Consider the following 17,823-nt stretch of genomic DNA (forward strand, 5'->3'; position numbering starts at 1 on the left):
TCATTCGTTCCGATACGCTGGGGAAATGATTGTCAGGGGCGAACAACTGACGGCGCTGGGGAGCGAGAGAGAGACGCAGTTCACCAGCGAGATGGTCACCCACCTGCGGTCACACTTCCCGAGGGAAGTCGATGGCCTCGGCGATGGTGAACTGCGCATCCACATCGAAGAGAGCCTGACCCGGGCACGCGGCTACGGCCTCACGAGCACGCAAGACACCATCCGCTTCCTGAACCTCTGCGCATCGTTCGGCTGGCACTTCGACCAGGAACCATCGCGCCCCTGGGTTGGCGAGTACCTGCATGACGCAGAGATTGCATTGCCCTCGGAGCGGCTGAGCCGGGTGTCGCGCCGGTGCCTGCGTGACCTCAAGACTGAATCGAACAACCGCAAGGCGCGGGCTGCGCTGGGCGGTGCCGCATGAGCGAGCCTTTCTGGGAATCAGATGCCCCTCCCGTTCAAGACCCCGCGGCGTTGTACTTCGCCGGTTCGGGTCGCCGGCCACCGCCTGAGCCCGCGGCGCCCGAGGCGGAGGACGACAAGCACGCGAGACTCGCCGCCGCCGAGCAGGTCGCGAGCCAGAGCCCGGCGAACGTGGCCCCCGGCAGCCTCACCGTTCCGTGTCCCCTGCGCGAAGCCCACACGATAGAAGTCCGCGTCATCGGCTCCGACGACGCCCCGTTGGAGAACGTCACCCTCGTGCTCGAGAAGAGCGAGTCCGAGGTGCTCATCGCGAAGACGGACGCTGATGGACTCGCGCGCTTCCGCGGCCTCGCGATGGGGAAGTACCAGCTCCACCCGCGTGAGCTCGACCACGAAGCCTGGGAGCTGGAGTCGTCCGAGAAGCTTCCCCCCGAGCGGGACCGCTGCGACACGAATGCCGCATGGCAGGCCCCGAGTGGGCCTGACACGAGGGAAGCCATCACCCACGTCGTGCAAGCCGGCGAGTGCATCTCGACCCTTGCCTACCGGCACGGACATCTGCCGGAGACACTCTGGAACGCGGAGGAGAACGCGGCGCTGAAGGAACTCCGTGGGGACAAGAACATCCTCAATCCCGGGGACTCCGTCGTAATTCCCGCGCCCCGCCGTGGGACGGAGGGCGTCGACGCTGGCAACGCCTACCTCCTCCGTGGGAAGGGGTTCACGGAGACGCTTCGCGTCCGGTTTCTCGACGCGGCGGGCCAGCCTCGCGTGAAGCTGCCCTACGTGGTTTCGCTGGAGAGCGACGTCAGGACCGAGGAGCGCGCTGGAGCGACGAACAGCGAAGGATTCCTCATCGAGCCCGCATCGGCGTCGGTCCATACCCTGAAGGTCACCTTCGGCTCCGGCTCCAAGCGAGAAACCTACGCGTTCCAAGTCGCCAGACTCGCGCCGCTGGACACCCTCGCTGGCGCCCAGGCGCGGCTGTGCCACCTGGGCTATAGCTGTGGCGAAGAGGATGGCGTCATGGGCCCGTGGACGCGACGAGCGCTCCGCGACTTCCAGCGCGACCATGACTTGCCGGTGACCTGTGAGCTCGACGACGCCACGAGGACACGGCTCCGCGCTGAGTACCTGGCCTGAGTGCCCCCCACGTTGACTGAGCAGCGCGGAGGCAGCCCATGGGGCGCCTCCGCGGCCCGGCCCATGAACAATCGCCCGCAGACGAGGAGACATCCCGCATGCCGACCGTGACAGGCATCACTCCCAACAACGTCACAGTTGATGGAGGTGAACGGGTAACGATTACCGGAACCCTGTTCACGGCGGGCTCGACCGTCACCTTCGGGGGGACTCCCGGAACGAACATGGTGTTCGTCTCCGCCACCCAAATCACGGTCATCGTGCCCGCCCGGGCGCTCCCAGGCACTGCGGTCGTCCAGGTCCGGAACGTCCATGGGGCACCGGCCACTTTCGTCGGCTTCCACTATCGCTGTGTCGTGAGCAGCATCACGCCAGCGGAGGGGCCTTCGTCCGGGGGGACTGACGTTGTCATCACCGGCAAGGGATTCCACGCCCAGATGGAGGTGGAGTTCGGCGGCGTCCTCGCGACCCACGTCGTCGTGGCGTCCGCGACTGAACTCCGGGCGCGGACGCCAGCCCACGCCGCAGGGAGTGGCGTTGCCGCCGCCGACTTCTGGAACCACGGCCGCGCCGCGGGGACGCGGGCCTCTTTCAGATACTGCACGCCCCTGGTGACAGGCGCGACGCCGAACAGCGCGCGGCCAGGAGGCGGCGAGGACATCGTCCTCCGTGGCAAGTTCTTCGACGCGGCGGCGACGGTCTCCTTCGGCGGTACGCCCTCACCGCACGTCGTTTTCCGCTCCAGTACGGAGTTGGTCGCGCAAACGCCAGCGCACGCCGTGGGGGCCGCCAACGTGGTGGTCACCAACGGTGACGGCGTCGCCGGCACGCTGACCCAGGGGCTCACCTTCATTGGCGCCGAGGTCACGAGCATCCAACCGGCCCGAGGTCCCTCCGTTGGGGGTACCGACGTCACCATCCGGGGCGCGCGCATCGCCGCCGGAGCCACGGTGTCGATCGGGGGCACGAACGTGGTCCCCACCATCCATCCCCCAGACTCCCTCACCGCGAGGACACCGGCGCACGCCGCGGGCGCCGTCGACATCGTCGTCCAGAATGGGGGAGAGGCCGCGAGCACGCTCGTCGGGGCCTTCACCTACATCGCGGCGCCTGCCATCACCCGCGTCGAACCACCCCTGGGGACAACGGCCGGAGGGACGGCCGTGACGGTGACGGGGACGGACTTCGCGGAGGGCGCGCGGGTCCTGATGGGCGGCCGCCCCGCGACCCAGGTCACCATCGTCTCTCCGACGACGCTGACCGCAACCACCCCGGCCCACGCCGCGGGCACCGTCGACATCGAGGTCCAGAACGCGGACGGCGCCCCCACCACGCTCGTGGGCGCGTTCACCTACACCCAGGTCCTCTCCATTGCGCCCGCACGCGGACTGCCCGCGGGAGGAACGGATGTGGTGATTCGTGGCCACGGGTTCGCCATGGGCGCGACGGTGAGCATCGGGGGGACGGCCGCGACCCACGTCAATCGCGTGTCCGACACCGAGCTTCGCGCGAGGACGGCGGCGCATGGCGCGGGCCTCGTCGATGTCGTGGTGACGAACCCCAACACACCGGCGATGACGCTCGCCAACGGGTTCACCTACGCCACCGTGACGAGCATTCTCCCCGCCGAAGGCCCCGTCGCTGGCAACACCGTGGTGGTGATACGCGGGGACGCCTTCGCGGACACCACCACGGTTGCGTTCGGAGGGACGCCCGCGGCCGCCGTCGCATTCCAATCCGCGCAGGAGCTCCACGCGACAACCGCCGCGGGAATCGCGGGCCCGGTTGACGTGGTGGTGACGCGGGCGGTGGGTGGCGCGGAGCAGGTCACCCACGGGTTCGCGTTTCGCGCCGCGCCCACCATCGCGAGCGTGGCTCCGCCGGCCGGCCCCGCCGCGGGAGGGACCTCCATCACGCTCACGGGGACCGGCTTCGTCGACGGCGCGACCGTCACCCTCAACGGCGTCAACGCGACCCACGTCCGGGTGCTGTCGCCGACGACGCTCACCGCGACGACCGCGGCCCAGCTCCATGGCACGGTCAATGTAATGGTGACCGTCCCCAGCGTGCCCAGCGGGACGCTCGTCAACGGCTTCACCTACCGTCAACTGCCCACGCTCGCCGCCATCACCCCCGCCCAAGGAACGCTCGAGGGTGGCAGGGCGGTCGACATCACCGGGGCCCGGTTCCTGGACGGAATCCAGGTGCGCATTGGCGGAGTGGCCTGCACGGATGTCGTCGTGGTCAACGCGGGTCTTCTCCGGGCGCGCGTCCCCGCGCACGTCGCCGGGGCGTGTGACGTCCAGGTCCAGAACCCGGGCGAACCGCTCAGCCTGCCCTTGGCGAATGCGTTCACCTACGTGGATGTCCCCACTGAGACGGGAGACAACGACGTCGTCTTCCTCATGGACGGAGAGGAGTACTTCGAGGAGTTCCGCCTCAACCTCGAAGCCGTGCGACAGGCGCCGCGACATGCGCTCACGTACGTTCGCCTCGCGTTCTGGATGATTGAAGCGTCAGTTACCATGGGCGACCGGGCCCACTTCCGGGTGCCCAATCACACCCTCCTCTCCTATATCGACCGGGTCATCCGCGCGGGGCACGACTTCGACATCATCGTCTGGCGCCCGGCGAAGGTGGAACGGGTGAGCGAGGGCAAGGGCGTCGCCGAAGTGAATGAGGCTTTCGCGCAGGCCGTGGCGGAAATCGACCGCGCCGCGGCCGCCGCGGGCCCGGGGGTGGGACGCGTCCGCGTCTTCCTGGAGACCTACGAAGGGGAAATCGGGGCCTCGAACCACCAGAAGATTGCCATCTTCTCCGTCGCGGGGCAGCGAACGGTGCTCCTCGGAGGCATCAACCTTTCTCCCTCCTACTTCGCGCCCAACGATCATTCGAACAATCAGACCTGGCACGACGCCGCCATCCGTCTTCGTGGCCCCGCGACGGATGACGTTGAAGCCGAGTGGATGCGCCGGTGGCGGCGGACCTCCCAAATCGAGGAGCGGTGGATCTGGAACAGCTTTGGAGGAGGCGGAGACATCCTGGCGCGAGGATTCGCATTCAACGCGAGTCAGACGGTTCGACAGGAAGCCATTCAGATTCAGGAGAACCGGACGCTTCAGGCCCCCCAGGCCGCCAACATCAACGTGAGCATCGCCTTGACGCGCTCAGAGGGAAAGACGCGCTATCGCAAGCTGCGCGACCTGCTTCTGGCGCGCATCGCGGCGGCGGATCAGTACATCTACCTGGAGAACTACCACTTCGCGGATCCAGAGATTGTTCGAGCCATCTACACGCGCCACGAAGTCCGCCGACAGGCCGGCCAGGAACTGCGCGTCATCGTCATGATGCCCACGGGTGGCGGTGCCCCCGGCTATATGACGCGTCGCTCGTGGCTCCAGATTGTCCTGCGACTCCGCAGACCGAATGGGACCCACTACTGCAGCCGCGTCTACTACATGGTGAACGGCGTCGAGCAGCACATCGACCGGGTCGACTGTGTCACGTGGACCGTGGTGGACACGTACCAGGCGAACAACCCGACGGCCTCGAGCTGGTTGGAGGCCGACACCCTCACGTTCCGGAGAAATGGAGGTGGGGGCATCGACACCGTGGTCAAGCTCGAAGACATCTCGCGCGTGGATTGCGCGCTCCATATCTACACGTGCATGAACGTCACCGCCAGGGCGCGTATCTACACGCACTCGAAGGTGGCGATCATCGACAACCGTTGGCTCATCGTGGGCTCCGCCAACTGGTCGTATCGCAGCATGCAATACGACGGGGAGATCTCCGCGTTCATCGACAATCCCGCGCTTGCCCAGAACACGCTCCAGCGGCTCCTCGGCCACTACGACACAGCCACCCCGCTCACCGTGAACAACATCGAGGCCGAGGCCTGCACCAACCTAGCGGGGGTATTGGGCACGAATCCCGTGAGGCAAGCCGCCATCATCAATCACTACGTCGTCCTTCCACTCGGGCACACCACCCAACCCAATTTCGGGCTTCCACGCGTCAGGCCCGGCCTGATGGAGGTCCCCAACTACACCTGGTATTGAGACAACTCACCGGCCGCCCAGCTTCTCCAGCATCTTCACCGCGTTGGCGTTCTTGGGGTCGAGTTCCAGCGATTTCTTGTAGCGCATGACGGCGGCATCCTTGCGGCCCGCCTCGGCGTAGGCCTCCCCGAGGCTGTCGTGGGCGTTGGCATCCTCGGGATAGAACGCCGCGTTGGCCTCGAACACCTTCACGGCGTCCGCGAGCTTCTTCTGGCGCAAGAACCCATAGCCAATCTCGTTGAGGATTCCCGGGGACAACTCGGCGTCGGTCGCCTGCCCCTGCTTGCGGTCCTTGAACCAGGCCAGGGCAGAGTCCACGCCCTGGAGCCTGACCAGCAGGTCCACCGTCGTGGAGGGGCTGTCCGGCCGGGCCTCCTCCATGCCCTTCCAGCCATACTCCGCCACCGCGCTGGCGAGCAGCCTGTCAAAGAGGCGCGAGCCGTCGTCCGAGTTCGTCATCACGGCGATTCCGCTCCCTGAATCCGCCAGGGCCATGAGGAAGGCGCGGTAGCCCGCGTTGGCGCCGCCGTGCCCGAACCAGGCCTTGCCCTCCTCGCGCGCGAAGCCAATGCCGAAGTTCGAGGACTGAGCGGTGAGCATCTGCCTCGCCATCGCCGGGGAGACAATCCGCCGGGACTTGCCGTTCCGGGCCTTGGAGACCTCCAGGGCGATGCGCGCCAGGTCGGAAGGCGTGGTCCACAGCCCCGCGGGGGCCATCTCCGGGTAGGTGTGCCACCGTCCCTCCACGCTCGTGCCACCTGAACGAGTCCCCACGGCGGCGCGGGCTTCCAGCGCCTTGGGGAGCGGCTGCTCGAAGGTGCTGTCCTTGAGGCCCAACTGGGCGAAGACCGCATCCTTCATGATGCGCGGGAAGGGCTGCTGGAGCTGGTCGACGAGCATCTGCTGGACGACGACCGTGCCACCACCGCTGTAGCGCGTCCGCGTCCCCGGCACGGTGTCGACTCTCACGGCGCCGCTGTTCGCCGGAGCGGCGCCATCCAGAATCTGCTGCGTCGTCGGAACGGCCGCTCCCTCCGCGTAACCCGCGAAGCCGTGCACCGTCGTGCCCGCGTTGTGCGCGAGCAACCGGCGGAGGGTGACCTTCTGCTCCTTCGTGAAGTCGTTCTCCGGCACCTTCCAGGAGACGAGCGTGTCGTTGATGTCCGCGTCGAGCGACCACTTGCGCTTCTCCGCGTGGCGCATGGCCGCGAGCGCCGTGACGGGCTTGCTGATGGAGGCCGCCTGGAAGAGCGTGTCGATGGCGACGGGCTCGCTGCCGCCGGACTGCTTCACGCCATAGGTCTTCGCCCAAACGAGCGCGCCCTTGTCGAAGACGGCGATGCTCAGCCCAGGCACCGAGTACAGCTCCATCCATTGCTGGAGCGTCAGGTGCCGGGGGGCCTCACCTGGAAGCACGACGGGAGCGAGCCCCGCCTCCACCCGCGCGATGCGTGCGGCCTCAGAGGGCCGCGCGAGCCACTCCGTAGTGGGACGTCGCGGGGCGGCGGCGGTGAGCAGCACGAGGGCGGCGAAGCTGGACAACGCCGTCGCGAGGATACGGGCAGGACGCAATGGGGACATGGCGTGAGCGCTACGAAGGAGTTCGCAGTTGATTGTGCCCGCGCGGACGATTTCTGGGTCGTTCCGGACCAGGCGGCCACGGCACGCTGCGTGTGCGCGAGGCGAGGCTACTGCTTCTGGAACTCCGGCGAGCCCAGCAACAACCCGGCGATGAGCGCGACGTCCACGGGGCGTGTCTCTCCCACGGCGCTGGCGGCCTCGGCGCGCTTCGACAGCGCGTCGAGGATGGTCGCTCGCGTCTCCTCCGACGGAGGCGCGCCCAGCAGCGCCTGGCCCAGCGCGTCCACCCAGGCGTGCTCGGTGGGGTCGGCCGGCGTGGCCAACGTCTTCAACGCCACCTTCGTCCCCGGCATCCGCCCGGACACCAGCTCCAGGCTGAAGTTGAGCCGGGCCACCAGGGAGCCGCTGTTCACCCACGGAGCCGCCCCTTCCGGAAAGCCCGTGGGCGCTGGGGCCCGGAAGAGCGGCTCGCCCATCTTCGCCAGGGACTGCACCAGCCGGGGGCGCACCGTCACCTCCGCTTCGGTGGCTCGCAGTGCGGACACCACGAACTCGAAGGGCGTCTTCACCTTCGCGGCCCGCGCCTCGGGTGCCCAGAACTCTGGTGACTGGAAGAGCGCGCGGTACACGGTGGGCAGGTCCCCGCCCGAGTCGAGGAACACCTTCGCCACCCGCTCCACCAGCGCCGGCGGCGGCGTGTCCGAGACGAAGCGCCGCGCCAGCTTGCTCGCGACATGGCGCGCGGTGGAGGGGTGCCGCGCCAGCAGGTCCAACACCTGCTCCCCACCCGCCACGCTCCGCCGTCCGGGGATGCGCTGTCCCAGCACCCACTTGTCGTCCGGGTCATGCGCCCGGCGACGGAAGTAGAACGCCGGCTCCTGGCGCGGCTTGCGGATGCTCCAGCCCGTGAAACAGCGGGCCACCTCGCGCACGTCCTGCTGCGTGTAGCCACCCTCCACGCCCAGCGTGTGCAACTCCAGCAGCTCACGCGCGTAGTTCTCGTTGAGGCCCGGCTTCGGCTCGGCGGGCTCCGGTGCGTCATCATCCTCTGACTGCGCTTCGCGTGACACGCGCTCCGGCATGCCGTCACGAACGCTGCGCCAGTTGTCCAGGTAGAAGAGCATCGCCGGATGGCGGGCCGTGGCGCCCAGCAGCTCCCGGAAGTTGCCGAAGACATGCGGGCGGATGGCATCGCGCTCGTAGGCCGTCACCATCCACCGCACCGCGCCTTTGTCCGAGGACACGTTGAAGTGGTTGAACCAGAAGTCCACCAGCACCTCTTCGAGCTGATTGGGACTCTCCACCGCCCGCAGCAGCTTCGCCGCGGATTGCTCCAGGCCGATGAGGGCGGGACGCTGAGGCTCACGCCCGTCCTTCAAGGCTTCCTCCCGCTGGCGCTTCGGCGGGTACTCCCGCCCCAGCTCCGCCATGGACATCGTCAACGTGGGCAGCGCTTGGAGCTTCGCCTCCAGACCGGCGGGCAGCGGCGCACCGGGACGAGAGAGCTGCGACGCCATCCATTCCTCCACGCCCTGGCGCCGCAGGTCCGCCAGCGACTGTCGCGAAGGTCCGAAGGCCATGCGTCGCAGGACGTGGACCGCACGTGCCTCGTCGAAGGCGGGTCCGGCCGACACAGGCTCGGACGCCACCACGGTCGTGGGGTGCGGCCCGCTCGCACATGAGAGCACGAAGGCCACCAGGAATCCGACAGACAGAAGTCGCATGACGATGGAGGAACCCCACACGGTACCTGAAGTTACGCGGTGAGCTGTGGGCTCGAAGTCAAATGACGCTTTCCTGGCGCAAAGGACTCCCGGGCCACTGCATCGTGACTTGCCGTAGGGCGCACGATGTCGTTCCACCGGGACCGGGCTGCCCGTCGGTGCCCCCGGAGAGCGCAATGCCCCCGTCCCCGCCTGCCCGAGCACGTCTCCTGCCGCTGTTGCTGGCATGCCTGTTGGCCAGCGCCTGCGGGCCGGTGGCCGATGACGAAGGGGGACGCCCCGGAAGCGAGGATCCACTCGAAGGGCCCTTCCATCCGGTGGTCGACCTGCGCGCGGATGTGAATCGCAATGGCATCGTCGAGCTCGACAACCCCACGGAGGACGAGGACGAGGACACTTGGACGGCGGAGCGCGGCGCCATCTTCCTGGCCAACCTGGACGACGACGAGGACGCCTGCCCCTTCTCCATGGACCCCCACCGCATCAGCGATGACGCGCTGACGCAGTGCCATGACGCCATGGACGCGGTGGTGAATGGCGAGTCGGACCTGGAGGACCTGGCCCGGCTGCGCACGGTGCCCTGGCCCGAGGCGCCCGCGGGCACGGTGGGCTCCGTCATCGTGTCCGGGGCCGCGGGCAAGAAGGTGCGCCTGTTCAAGCGCGTGCGGGGCAACTTCATCTCGGGCGGCTTTCCCGACACGGTGTTCCTGTCGACCGCCGAGATACGGCGCGGCGTGGTGCTCGCCATCGAGGGGCGCGACATCGTTCGCGACCCCGAGGAGTGGGATGGCTTCGCGGACGTGGTGCTCACCATCGGCCGGAACAATCCGCACGACCCGGTGTTCACCGACACCGTCCGCATGCGCGTGGCGCCCGTGGTGCTCTTCCACCACATGACGCCCGCCTGGAACGTCTTCGTCTCCAAGCCCGCCGCCAGCATCGAGGCCAACCAGTTCCGGCAGGCGCTGGGCGGCGTGCTCGCGGACTCAGGAGAGCGGATGGTCTACTCCGAGTTCGCTGTGGATGATTTGTGGGCGCAGGATTACTTCGAGCCCGCGTACATGTCGATGCCTGCGCCGGAGGGCCGCCAGCACGTCATGAAGGTCAACTACCGCGCGCCGCACGTCTACAACACCGACGCGAACGCGCCCCTGCGCGCGGCCGGCCGCATCGCGTTCTGGCTTCGCGGCCCCGACAATGCCGCCATCCAGCAGTACCAGCAGGGCATGTCCATGGCCTCCCAGACGCTGAACTCCTTCGGCAATACGGAGGTCATCCCGCCTCACGAGAAGGACGGTGTCGCGTATCCCCTGGGCCGGCTGTTCCGGGGCCGGGGGCCGGACTCTCGGCCGGACTATCAGCCCGACCCCAGCTTCACGAAGATGCTGGAGGCGCAGGCCGTGCAGCCTCCCATCTACGTGGACACCTCGTGGCTGTTCGTGGACCACGTGGATGAGACGTTCACCTTCCTGCCCGCCCCCACGCCTCGGGGCTGGATTGCCCTGGTGGCCGACCCGGCGCTCGCGCGGCGGAGGCTCCAGGACGCGCAGGCCCAGGGGCACGGAGACGCGAAGCTCTTCGCCGGCCTGTCCTGGGCGTACTCCATTCCCGCGGAGGCAAGCATCGCCGAGGTGCTCGACAACCCCGGACTGATGGACGCCAGCGCCGTGGCGGGACTGGAAATCGACACGCAGCTCTCCATCCTCCGCGAGGAGACGGGCCTCACGGACGCCGACATCATCCGCGTGCCCTTCCTCTTCCAGAACGCGTCAGACGGCGTGACGGCGTATCAGCCCGCCACGCTGAACCTGCTGTCGTTGACGCCCACGCAGGTCATCGCGCCAGACCCGCATGGACCGCTCATCGATGGGAAGGACCCGTTCAAGACGCGGTTCGAGGAGGCGCTCGGGGCCCATGGCATCCACGTGCACTGGGTGGATGCGTGGGCGCCGTTCCACATCGCCCAGGGCCAGCTCCACTGCGCCACCCAGAGCGCGCGACAGGTGCCCGACGTGAAGTGGTGGGAGGGTGGACGATGAGACGCGCGCTGCTTCGCGGCATCAGCGCCGCCTTCATGCTGGTCTCCTTGAGCGCGGGTGGGACACAGACGCCCCGCCCGGGTGATGACTGGAAGGCCGGCTTGAAAGCGAACATCTCCCGGGCCCGCCAGGAGAATCCAGCGGCGTTCATCCGGTTCGACACGGCCGCCGCCCAGGTGGACGCGCTGGACGCGAAGAAGCGGGGCACGCTGGCCGCGGTGTCACCGGGGCTTCGTGCGCTGGGGCCGGAGGCGCTGTGGCCCATGGTGGAGCGGCTTGCCTTCCCACCTCAGGAGACGCCGCGGCTCCCCTCGCGTGAGTCCGCGCGGCTGGCCTTCAAGGTGGGCCTGGTGGAGGCCACGGGGGCGCTGCGTGACCTCCGCCTGGCCCCCTTGTGGAAGAGCCTTCTCGAAAGTCCGGACACCCAGCCCCAGGTCCTTCGCGCGGTCGCGGGAGCGCTGGCGCGGCTGGAGACATTGGACGCGGCGAACACGCTCATCGCCGCGTCGAAGCAGAAGGACGCCCGGGGCGAGGCCGCGATGGAGGCCCTGGGCCTGTGCCGGCGGCTCGTGGCGACACGGGCGTTGGCGGATGCACTGGACGCCCGACCGGAACGCGACGTCATGCGACGGCTGGCCAAGGCCCTGGGGGATGCCGGGTCCGCGTGGGCATGGAAGACGTCCGGCGTGAAGGCGCGCTCGGAGGAAGGCGCCATCCGTCGCGTGGCGGCCGAAGCGCTGGTGCGGGCGTACCTGGACACGGACGGTGACGTGCGACGCGCCGTCTCCAACGCCCTGCTGCGCGTGGATGCGCCCCAGACGCCCACGCTCATCGACGCGGCCCGGCTGAGCGCCCCGCCCGCCCAACTGGCGGCGCTGGACGCCCTGGCTGAACGGCTGCGCCACAACCCGCTGCGCTGACGTCAGGCCGCTTCGATTTCCATCCGGTACCCCACACCGCGCACCGTCTGGATGGCGAAGCGGGACGTGCTGTTCCAGCCCAGCTTCTTCTTCAGGCTGGAGACGAAGTTGTCCACGGTGTGCGGGTCCACGACGACGTCCCGGCCCCACACCGCGTCCAGGATTTCGTCGCGGCGCAGCACGCGCTCGCGCTCGCGCACCAGGAACGCGAGCAGGTCGAACTCCGTCCGCGTCAGCTCCACCGATGCGCCCGCCGGCGTCTCCACCTTCCGGCGGTCCAGGTCCATCCGATAGCCCGCGAAGCGCAGACCCTTCACCGGCGCCGCGCCGGAGCGGCGCACCAACGCGCCCACGCGCGCCAGCAGCTCGCGCAGCCGGTAGGGCTTGCCCAGGTAGTCCTGCGCGCCTGACTCGAAGCCCCGCACCACGTCATCCTCCAGGGTGCGCGCGGTGAGCATCAGGACGGGCGTCGCCACGCCTTCTTCGCGCAGCGCGCGGCACAGCGTGTAGCCGTCACCGTCCGGCAGCATGACGTCCAGCAGGATGAGCTGGAAGTCGCGCCGGCCCAGGTGCTCGCGCGCCTCCCGCACGCAGGTGGCTTCCTCCACCGCGTAGCCGCCCTGGTTCTCCAGGTTGTCGCGCAGCGCGAGCCGCAGGTTGGTGTCGTCCTCCACCAGGAGGAGCGCCGGAACGGATGAGGTCATGTCGTCACCGTATGAGGAAAGCGAAGCTCGAAGGTGGTGCCTTCCGGGCTGGAGGCCGCCACGCGCAGGGTGCCGCCGTGCACGCGCATGATGCGGCGGCACAGGGCCAGTCCCAGGCCACTGCCGGGTGCATCATGTCCCTGGCCCGGCAGACGCACGAACTCCTCGAAGGCGCGCTCCCACTGTGCCTGGGGGATGCCCACGCCGTTGTCGGAGAAGCGCACGCGGCCATCTGACAGCGCCTCGATGCGCAGGCGCACCGGGCTGCGGGTGTTGTAGGCACAGGCGTTGCGCGCCAGGTTTGAGAGCAGCAGGCGCAGGAGCTGTCCGTCCGCGCGCAGGGAGAATTCCCCCACGTCCGCCTCCAGTTCCACGGGGACCTTGGACCAGAACTCCAGGTCCTTGCGCAACTGCGCCACCAGCTCGTCCAGGCGCACCGGCGCCAGCTTTGGCACCCAGCGCCCCTTGTCGATGCGGTTGAAGGACAGCAGGTTCTCCACCAGGAAGCCCAGGCCGTCCGCTTCCCGGACGATGCGCGCCGGGTAGTCGCGCGCGTCCGTGCCCTCCGCCAGCCGCCACTCCAGCGTCTCCGCCAGCAGCCGGATGGAGGTCAGTGGCGTGCGCAGCTCGTGTGACACGGTGGCCACGAAGTCGCTCTTCAGTTCCAGGAAGCGCAACTTGCGGTGCTGGGCCACGAAGGCCAGCGCGGCGATGCCCAGCGCCAGCACCGCGCACGCGGCCACCATGCCCGTCTTCAGCCGGTAGCGTCGCTCCAGCGCCCCTTGGGCCCGCGCCCACTCCGGCGTGTCCACCGACAGCGGCAGGTCGGCCAACGACAAAATCTCCGCGTCCGCGAGCAGCCGCACCTGTCCGTCCGCTTCCAGCAACCCACGCTCGCGCATTTCCCGTGTCAGCGACTGGAGCAGCGCGCCCGAGTCCACGGCCACGCCCCGCACGTGATTGCCGCCGCGCGGCTCCAGGTACCACCCCGCTCGCACCAGCGCGGGGCCCGGAAGCGTCCTGGGCAATGGCAGCGGTTCGGACGCGAGCTCGGCGGCGCGGGCCTCGAAGTCCGCCGCCGGCACGCCGGCCTTCGTGGAGAGCGCCACGATGCGCTCGCGCAGGAAGTCGAAGTCCTCCTTCGTGAAGCGCGCGCGGCGCAGCAGGAGCAGCCGCTGCAATCCATCCAGGCGGCTGCTGCGCCCGTCCGCCAGGCCGTCACGCACCAGCGCGTGCATCAACTGGGGAACAGGGTCGCCCCGCTCCGCCAGCGACTCCAACACCACCAGGAAGCCCGGCACATCGCGCGTGGAGGCCAGCACGTACTGCGAGCGGTGTTGGAGCAGCGCCATCAGCGCCACGGTGGACGCACGGCGGTCGCCGCGTGACAGCGCCCGGTCCACCTCGCGAATCAGCGCGAGCCGCTCCGCCCACGGGTCCTCCGCCTCGTCCGCCCGCTCCGTGCCGGCGCGCAGGCCCGCGTAGCGCTCTTTCGCGGGCGTGTCTTCGCCGGTGTCGTGGAGGGCCAGCCGGGGCAGCAACTGCGTGCCCCGCTCTCTCAGGTAGAGCCCCGTCGCGGGGGCGAGCGGATCCAGCGCGGCGGCCTCCAGCGCGGGGCGCGCCGCTTCCAGGCGGTCTCTCAGGGACTGCGCCAGGGAGGCACGCGCGTACTGCTCCAGGGCCTCCCGGCGGGAATCGAGCGAGGCCTGCGCGTCATCCCGCTCGGTGGCGAAGATGCGCTGGAGCGAGCCCAGGCCCCAGGCCAGCCCGGCGAAGCCCAGCAGGAGCGCGATGAGGGTGGGCAGCAACCGGCGGAGCATCGGAGCGGCTCAGTTGCCCAGAGAGGGCACGTCGTCGAAGTCCGAGCTTCCGCCGGGCATGAGACGCTCGAAGCGCTCCTTGCGCGTGTCTAGCGACTGGGCCTTGCGGATGAGCGCCCCCAACTGCGCCACGTCCTTTCGGGCTCGCAGCGGCTCGCCGATGCCTTCCCACAGCGTCAGCAGCCGGGGCCAGTCCAGGGCGCGCGTCCAGAAGGAGCCTCGCAACTTCTCCGCGAACGCGGAGGCCACGTAGGCCAGGCGCGAGGATGGGGCGGCGCGGGCATAGTCGGAGCGCAACGTGCTGGAGGGCATCATCATCTGCACGCGGCGCCAGTTGCTCGAGTTGCCCTGCTCGTAGCGCACCCGGAGCATCCCGAAGGCGATGGAGGGCCCGTGCACCTTCACCTCGTGGATGGCGGTGACGGATTGGCCGGCGGCCAGTGGAAACAGCTCCGTCTCGTCGCCTGGGTCGGGCGGCTCCGGGTTCGGAGACAGGTACTCGTAGCCCAGCAGCCGGTAGCGGGCGATGGCCTTCCGGTTGAACTCCACCTGGACGCCGACCTCGCGCACCGGCTCGCGGGCCTTCACGGTGATTCGCACCACGTGATAGCCCTTGCGGCTGGGCGAAGGGAAACCCTCGACGTAGAGCAAGAAGGGGCCGTACGGCTCGCCTTCGTCCCCGGTGCCGAAGCTGTTGATGAAGGCCTCCGTCCGCACCGCGCCTTCCGCGGGGAAGACGTCACGAGACAGGTAGTCGCGTGCCACCGCGTAGGCGCTGGTGTCCACGGCCACGGGGAACTCCGAGACGCGCGACTCCTCCGTGTCGATGGTGGGGTTCACCCCAAAGCCCCGCGTCTCGACGCCGGAGCCCGGCTTCCCCAGCGACGCGCGATAGACGGTCTGCCACGCCCCATCCGGCACGAGCACGGGCAGGTGCTGCAACGTCCAGGCGGGTGCCCGCTCCCGGTCATCATCCACCGGCGCGGGGGCCAGCACGGAGGGGCGCGTCAGCAACGCCGCGGCGAGCGCCACGTCCACGCGGGGCTCATGGCCGGCCTTCACCGTGATGTCCGTCCGGATGAGCGCCTGGAAGGACTCCTTCTCGAAGCGGAGTGAGTAGACGCCATCCTCCAGTTGGGGAAAGCGGAAGCCGCCCTGCGCGTCCGTCACCGTGGAGCGGGGCTCCGGCAGCGCGGGTGAGGTCGCGGTGACGCGCACCTCCGGGATGGGGCTTTTGTCGCTGGCACGCACGACGGTGCCGGAGAGTCCCCCGGCCGCCAGCGCAGGCGCGGACAGCAGCAGGAGGACGACACAGAGGGCATTGCAGAGGGTGGGCTTCATCGTGGGTGCCATCCCGGGCCACGCACGCCGTGACCACCCTGGGGAGGTGCCTGCAGCGTGCCGCAGGCGGGCCCTCCGTTCATCATGGTTTCATCATGTCATGGCGGGGAGAAGGGCACGTCCAGCACGGGGCGCTTCTTCGCGTCCGGCAGGTCGTAGTGCCACCACTCCATGCGGTTGCGCTTGAAGCCCACGCCTTCCATGGCCTCGCGCAGGATTTCGCGGTGCTTGCGCGACGCCTCGGTGCCGCCCTCGTACCCATGGTGCGCGGCGCGTGTGAAGGTGTCGAAGGGGGTGGGCATCTCCACCTCCTGGCCCTCCAGCGTCGTCAGCGTGAGGTCCACCGCCCCGCCCCGGTTGTGGTTGGAGCCGGTGCGCGGGTTGGCGACGTAGCCGGGCACCGGCATGATTTCCCACATCTGGTACTGCACCGCGCGCGGCCGGTAGCAGTCGTACACCTTCAGCCGATAGCCCCGGGCGCGCAGCACGTCCGCGGCCTTCTTCAGGCGCTCGGCAGACTCGGGCAGCAGCAGGCAGCGCGCCGTGTCCGGGTACACCTTCCGCTTCAAGAAGTTGTCCGCCGTCGCGTAGCGCAGGTCCACGACCAGGTCCGGCACCACCGTGGTGGCGTCCACCAGGGAGGCCGCGGCCTTCGGCGTCGCGGTGGCCTTCGGCGTTCCCGCGTCGTTGGCCAGCGCGGGCCCGGACGACAGGCCCAGCGCCACCACCACGCCCCAGCCGAGGCGCGGCGTCACGCGGACTCCGTGTAGCGCGTGGGGTCCGGCACGCCGGCTTCCTCGAAGCCCTTCTTGCGCAGCACGCAGCTGTCACAGCGCCCGCAGGCGCGGCCCTGCGCGTCCGGGTCGTAGCAGGAGTGCGTCAGGCCGTAGTCCACGCCCAGCTTCACGCCTTCACGGATGATGTCCGCCTTCGACAGGCCGGACAGCGGCGCGTGCACGGTGAAGCGCGCGCCCTCCACGCCCGCCTTGGTGGCCAGGTTGGCCATCGATTCGAAGGAGCGGATGAACTCCGGGCGGCAGTCCGGATAGCCGCTGTAGTCCACCGCGTTGACGCCGATGTAGATGTCCGTGCTGCCCACCACCTCCGCCAGCCCCAGCGCCAGCGAGAGGAACAGCGCGTTGCGCGCCGGCACGTACGTCACGGGGATGCCGTGGCTCATCTCATCCGAAGGCCGGTCCTTGGGCACCTCGATGTCCGCCGTCAGCGCGGAGCCGCCCACCTGCCGCAGGTCGATGGACACCACCCGGAAGTCCGTCACGCCCATGGCGGCGGCGACCTTCTTCGCCTGCTCCAGCTCCACGACGTGCCGCTGTCCGTAGGCGACCGCCAGACAGACGGGCTCGAAGCCCTTCGCCTTGGCCATGGCCAGGCACGTCGTCGAATCCAGGCCGCCCGAAATCAACACCACCGCGCGCTTCACCATCAATCCCTCCGCTCTCCCTGCACGGTGTACACCGTGGTGCAGGTGGACGGCTGGCAATTGCAGTTGCGGGTCCCCGGCAAGAAGATGTCCGTGAGGGAGCCGCACGCCAGCGACACGTCGTAACCGTTCTCCGTAGGACCCGGCACCGAGCCGTCGGGGATGCCGCCGTCGAACTGGCGGCAGTCGCGGCTGAGGCTGCGCGCCTGGCTGTCGCTGAAGAGTGTCACCCGCAGCGTCTCCTCGATGGAGGAGTCCTCGCAGCCCGTGCCACAGGACGCGCGGGGCGCGACGGCCTTCAGCGTGGACGTGGCCACCTGCCCTTCATAGCCCGCGTCACGCGAGTAGCCCTGCACGGTGAAGAAGCCCGTGCCCGCGTCCGTGTCGCGCGAGAAGGTGCCCTCGAAGAGGAACACACCGGCGTCGTTGAGTTGCGCGAAGTCCGGCACCGAGGCGTCGCACGTGGTGCGCGCGGCATCCAGCCGGGCCTCGAAGCGAAACGAACCGAGCACCTGGTCACCCGGGTACACCGGTTCGGAATAGCAGGCCATCGCCACGGCGACGGCCGTGACGGGCAGGGCGGCGAGAGCAAGGCGCTTCACGTGCATGGCGGCGTCACGCTACAC

General features: G+C 69.1%; 13 protein-coding genes. 5 read left to right on the forward strand and 8 right to left on the reverse strand.

Annotated elements, in window-relative coordinates; translation table 11 throughout:
- Positions 1 to 91 precede the first annotated feature (91 nt).
- From FL344_RS02815 to FL344_RS02825, 3 genes are all read left to right on the forward strand, one after another.
- Positions 92 to 424 (forward strand): hypothetical protein, encoded by a 333-nt coding sequence (locus FL344_RS02815; RefSeq protein WP_228564729.1) that lies wholly within the window; start codon positions 92 to 94, stop codon positions 422 to 424.
- On the forward strand, positions 421 to 1,566 hold the full coding sequence (locus FL344_RS02820; RefSeq protein ID WP_228564730.1) for a peptidoglycan-binding protein: 1,146 nt from the start codon (positions 421 to 423) through the stop codon (positions 1,564 to 1,566). The genes FL344_RS02815 and FL344_RS02820 overlap by 4 nt, the downstream gene beginning before the upstream one ends.
- Positions 1,567 to 1,664: 98 nt before the next feature.
- Positions 1,665 to 5,627, forward strand: coding sequence for an IPT/TIG domain-containing protein (locus FL344_RS02825; protein ID WP_194862966.1), 3,963 nt, complete (start codon positions 1,665 to 1,667; stop codon positions 5,625 to 5,627).
- 6 nt (positions 5,628 to 5,633) lie between these two features.
- Here the strand turns inward: FL344_RS02825 and FL344_RS02830 are convergent, their stop codons facing one another.
- Both FL344_RS02830 and FL344_RS02835 read right to left on the reverse strand, forming a co-directional pair.
- Positions 5,634 to 7,208: a serine hydrolase gene (locus tag FL344_RS02830; RefSeq protein WP_141617416.1), complete on the reverse strand. Its 1,575-nt coding sequence runs from the start codon at positions 7,206 to 7,208 to the stop codon at positions 5,634 to 5,636.
- 107 nt (positions 7,209 to 7,315) lie between these two features.
- Positions 7,316 to 8,932 carry a DUF1800 domain-containing protein gene (locus FL344_RS02835; RefSeq protein WP_228564731.1) on the reverse strand — a complete coding sequence of 539 codons (1,617 nt, stop codon included), beginning with the start codon at positions 8,930 to 8,932 and terminating at the stop codon, positions 7,316 to 7,318.
- Between the two features lie 176 nt (positions 8,933 to 9,108).
- On the opposite strand from FL344_RS02835, the gene FL344_RS02840 reads away from it, so the two are divergent.
- Positions 9,109 to 10,971: a protein-arginine deiminase family protein gene (locus FL344_RS02840; RefSeq protein WP_141617418.1), complete on the forward strand. Its 1,863-nt coding sequence runs from the start codon at positions 9,109 to 9,111 to the stop codon at positions 10,969 to 10,971.
- A complete protein-coding gene (locus FL344_RS02845; RefSeq protein WP_141617419.1) occupies positions 10,968 to 11,891 on the forward strand; it encodes a HEAT repeat domain-containing protein in 924 nt (307 codons plus the stop codon). Before FL344_RS02840 ends, FL344_RS02845 begins: the two co-directional genes overlap by 4 nt.
- Positions 11,892 to 11,893: 2 nt before the next feature.
- Here FL344_RS02845 and FL344_RS02850 read toward each other — a convergent pair whose 3' ends face one another.
- From FL344_RS02850 to FL344_RS02875, 6 genes are all read right to left on the reverse strand, one after another.
- Positions 11,894 to 12,595, reverse strand: a complete 702-nt coding sequence (locus FL344_RS02850; protein ID WP_141617420.1) for a response regulator transcription factor — start codon at positions 12,593 to 12,595, stop codon at positions 11,894 to 11,896.
- A complete protein-coding gene (locus tag FL344_RS02855) occupies positions 12,592 to 14,415 on the reverse strand; it encodes a HAMP domain-containing sensor histidine kinase (protein WP_141617421.1) in 1,824 nt (607 codons plus the stop codon). Before FL344_RS02855 ends, FL344_RS02850 begins: the two co-directional genes overlap by 4 nt.
- Positions 14,416 to 14,424: 9 nt before the next feature.
- Entirely contained in the window at positions 14,425 to 15,756 is a 1,332-nt protein-coding gene (locus tag FL344_RS02860; RefSeq protein ID WP_228564732.1) for a von Willebrand factor type A domain-containing protein, read from the reverse strand.
- A gap of 98 nt (positions 15,757 to 15,854) precedes the next feature.
- Positions 15,855 to 16,511 carry a D-alanyl-D-alanine dipeptidase gene (ddpX, locus tag FL344_RS02865; protein ID WP_141617423.1) on the reverse strand — a complete coding sequence of 219 codons (657 nt, stop codon included), beginning with the start codon at positions 16,509 to 16,511 and terminating at the stop codon, positions 15,855 to 15,857.
- Entirely contained in the window at positions 16,508 to 17,200 is a 693-nt protein-coding gene (gene queC / locus FL344_RS02870; protein ID WP_141589308.1) for a 7-cyano-7-deazaguanine synthase QueC, read from the reverse strand. Before queC ends, ddpX begins: the two co-directional genes overlap by 4 nt.
- Positions 17,200 to 17,805: a hypothetical protein gene (locus tag FL344_RS02875; RefSeq protein WP_090488521.1), complete on the reverse strand. Its 606-nt coding sequence runs from the start codon at positions 17,803 to 17,805 to the stop codon at positions 17,200 to 17,202. Before FL344_RS02875 ends, queC begins: the two co-directional genes overlap by 1 nt.
- Between the last annotated feature and the right edge of the window lie 18 nt (positions 17,806 to 17,823).

The sequence above is a fragment of the Myxococcus sp. AB036A genome (assembly GCF_006547355.1).
Classification (GTDB): domain Bacteria; phylum Myxococcota; class Myxococcia; order Myxococcales; family Myxococcaceae; genus Myxococcus; species Myxococcus virescens.

What these genes read in the sequence shown, in the direction of transcription:
- FL344_RS02815 (WP_228564729.1), top strand. Translation starts at nt 92, where the DNA reads ATGGTCACCCACCTGCGGTCACACTTCCCGAGGGAAGTCGATGGCCTC.
- FL344_RS02820 (WP_228564730.1), top strand. Translation starts at nt 421, where the DNA reads ATGAGCGAGCCTTTCTGGGAATCAGATGCCCCTCCCGTTCAAGACCCC.
- FL344_RS02825 (WP_194862966.1), top strand. Translation starts at nt 1,665, where the DNA reads ATGCCGACCGTGACAGGCATCACTCCCAACAACGTCACAGTTGATGGA.
- FL344_RS02830 (WP_141617416.1), bottom strand. Translation starts at nt 7,208, where the DNA reads ATGTCCCCATTGCGTCCTGCCCGTATCCTCGCGACGGCGTTGTCCAGC.
- FL344_RS02835 (WP_228564731.1), bottom strand. Translation starts at nt 8,932, where the DNA reads ATGCGACTTCTGTCTGTCGGATTCCTGGTGGCCTTCGTGCTCTCATGT.
- FL344_RS02840 (WP_141617418.1), top strand. Translation starts at nt 9,109, where the DNA reads ATGCCCCCGTCCCCGCCTGCCCGAGCACGTCTCCTGCCGCTGTTGCTG.
- FL344_RS02845 (WP_141617419.1), top strand. Translation starts at nt 10,968, where the DNA reads ATGAGACGCGCGCTGCTTCGCGGCATCAGCGCCGCCTTCATGCTGGTC.
- FL344_RS02850 (WP_141617420.1), bottom strand. Translation starts at nt 12,595, where the DNA reads ATGACCTCATCCGTTCCGGCGCTCCTCCTGGTGGAGGACGACACCAAC.
- FL344_RS02855 (WP_141617421.1), bottom strand. Translation starts at nt 14,415, where the DNA reads ATGCTCCGCCGGTTGCTGCCCACCCTCATCGCGCTCCTGCTGGGCTTC.
- FL344_RS02860 (WP_228564732.1), bottom strand. Translation starts at nt 15,756, where the DNA reads ATGAAGCCCACCCTCTGCAATGCCCTCTGTGTCGTCCTCCTGCTGCTG.
- queC (WP_141589308.1), bottom strand. Translation starts at nt 17,200, where the DNA reads ATGGTGAAGCGCGCGGTGGTGTTGATTTCGGGCGGCCTGGATTCGACG.
- FL344_RS02875 (WP_090488521.1), bottom strand. Translation starts at nt 17,805, where the DNA reads ATGCACGTGAAGCGCCTTGCTCTCGCCGCCCTGCCCGTCACGGCCGTC.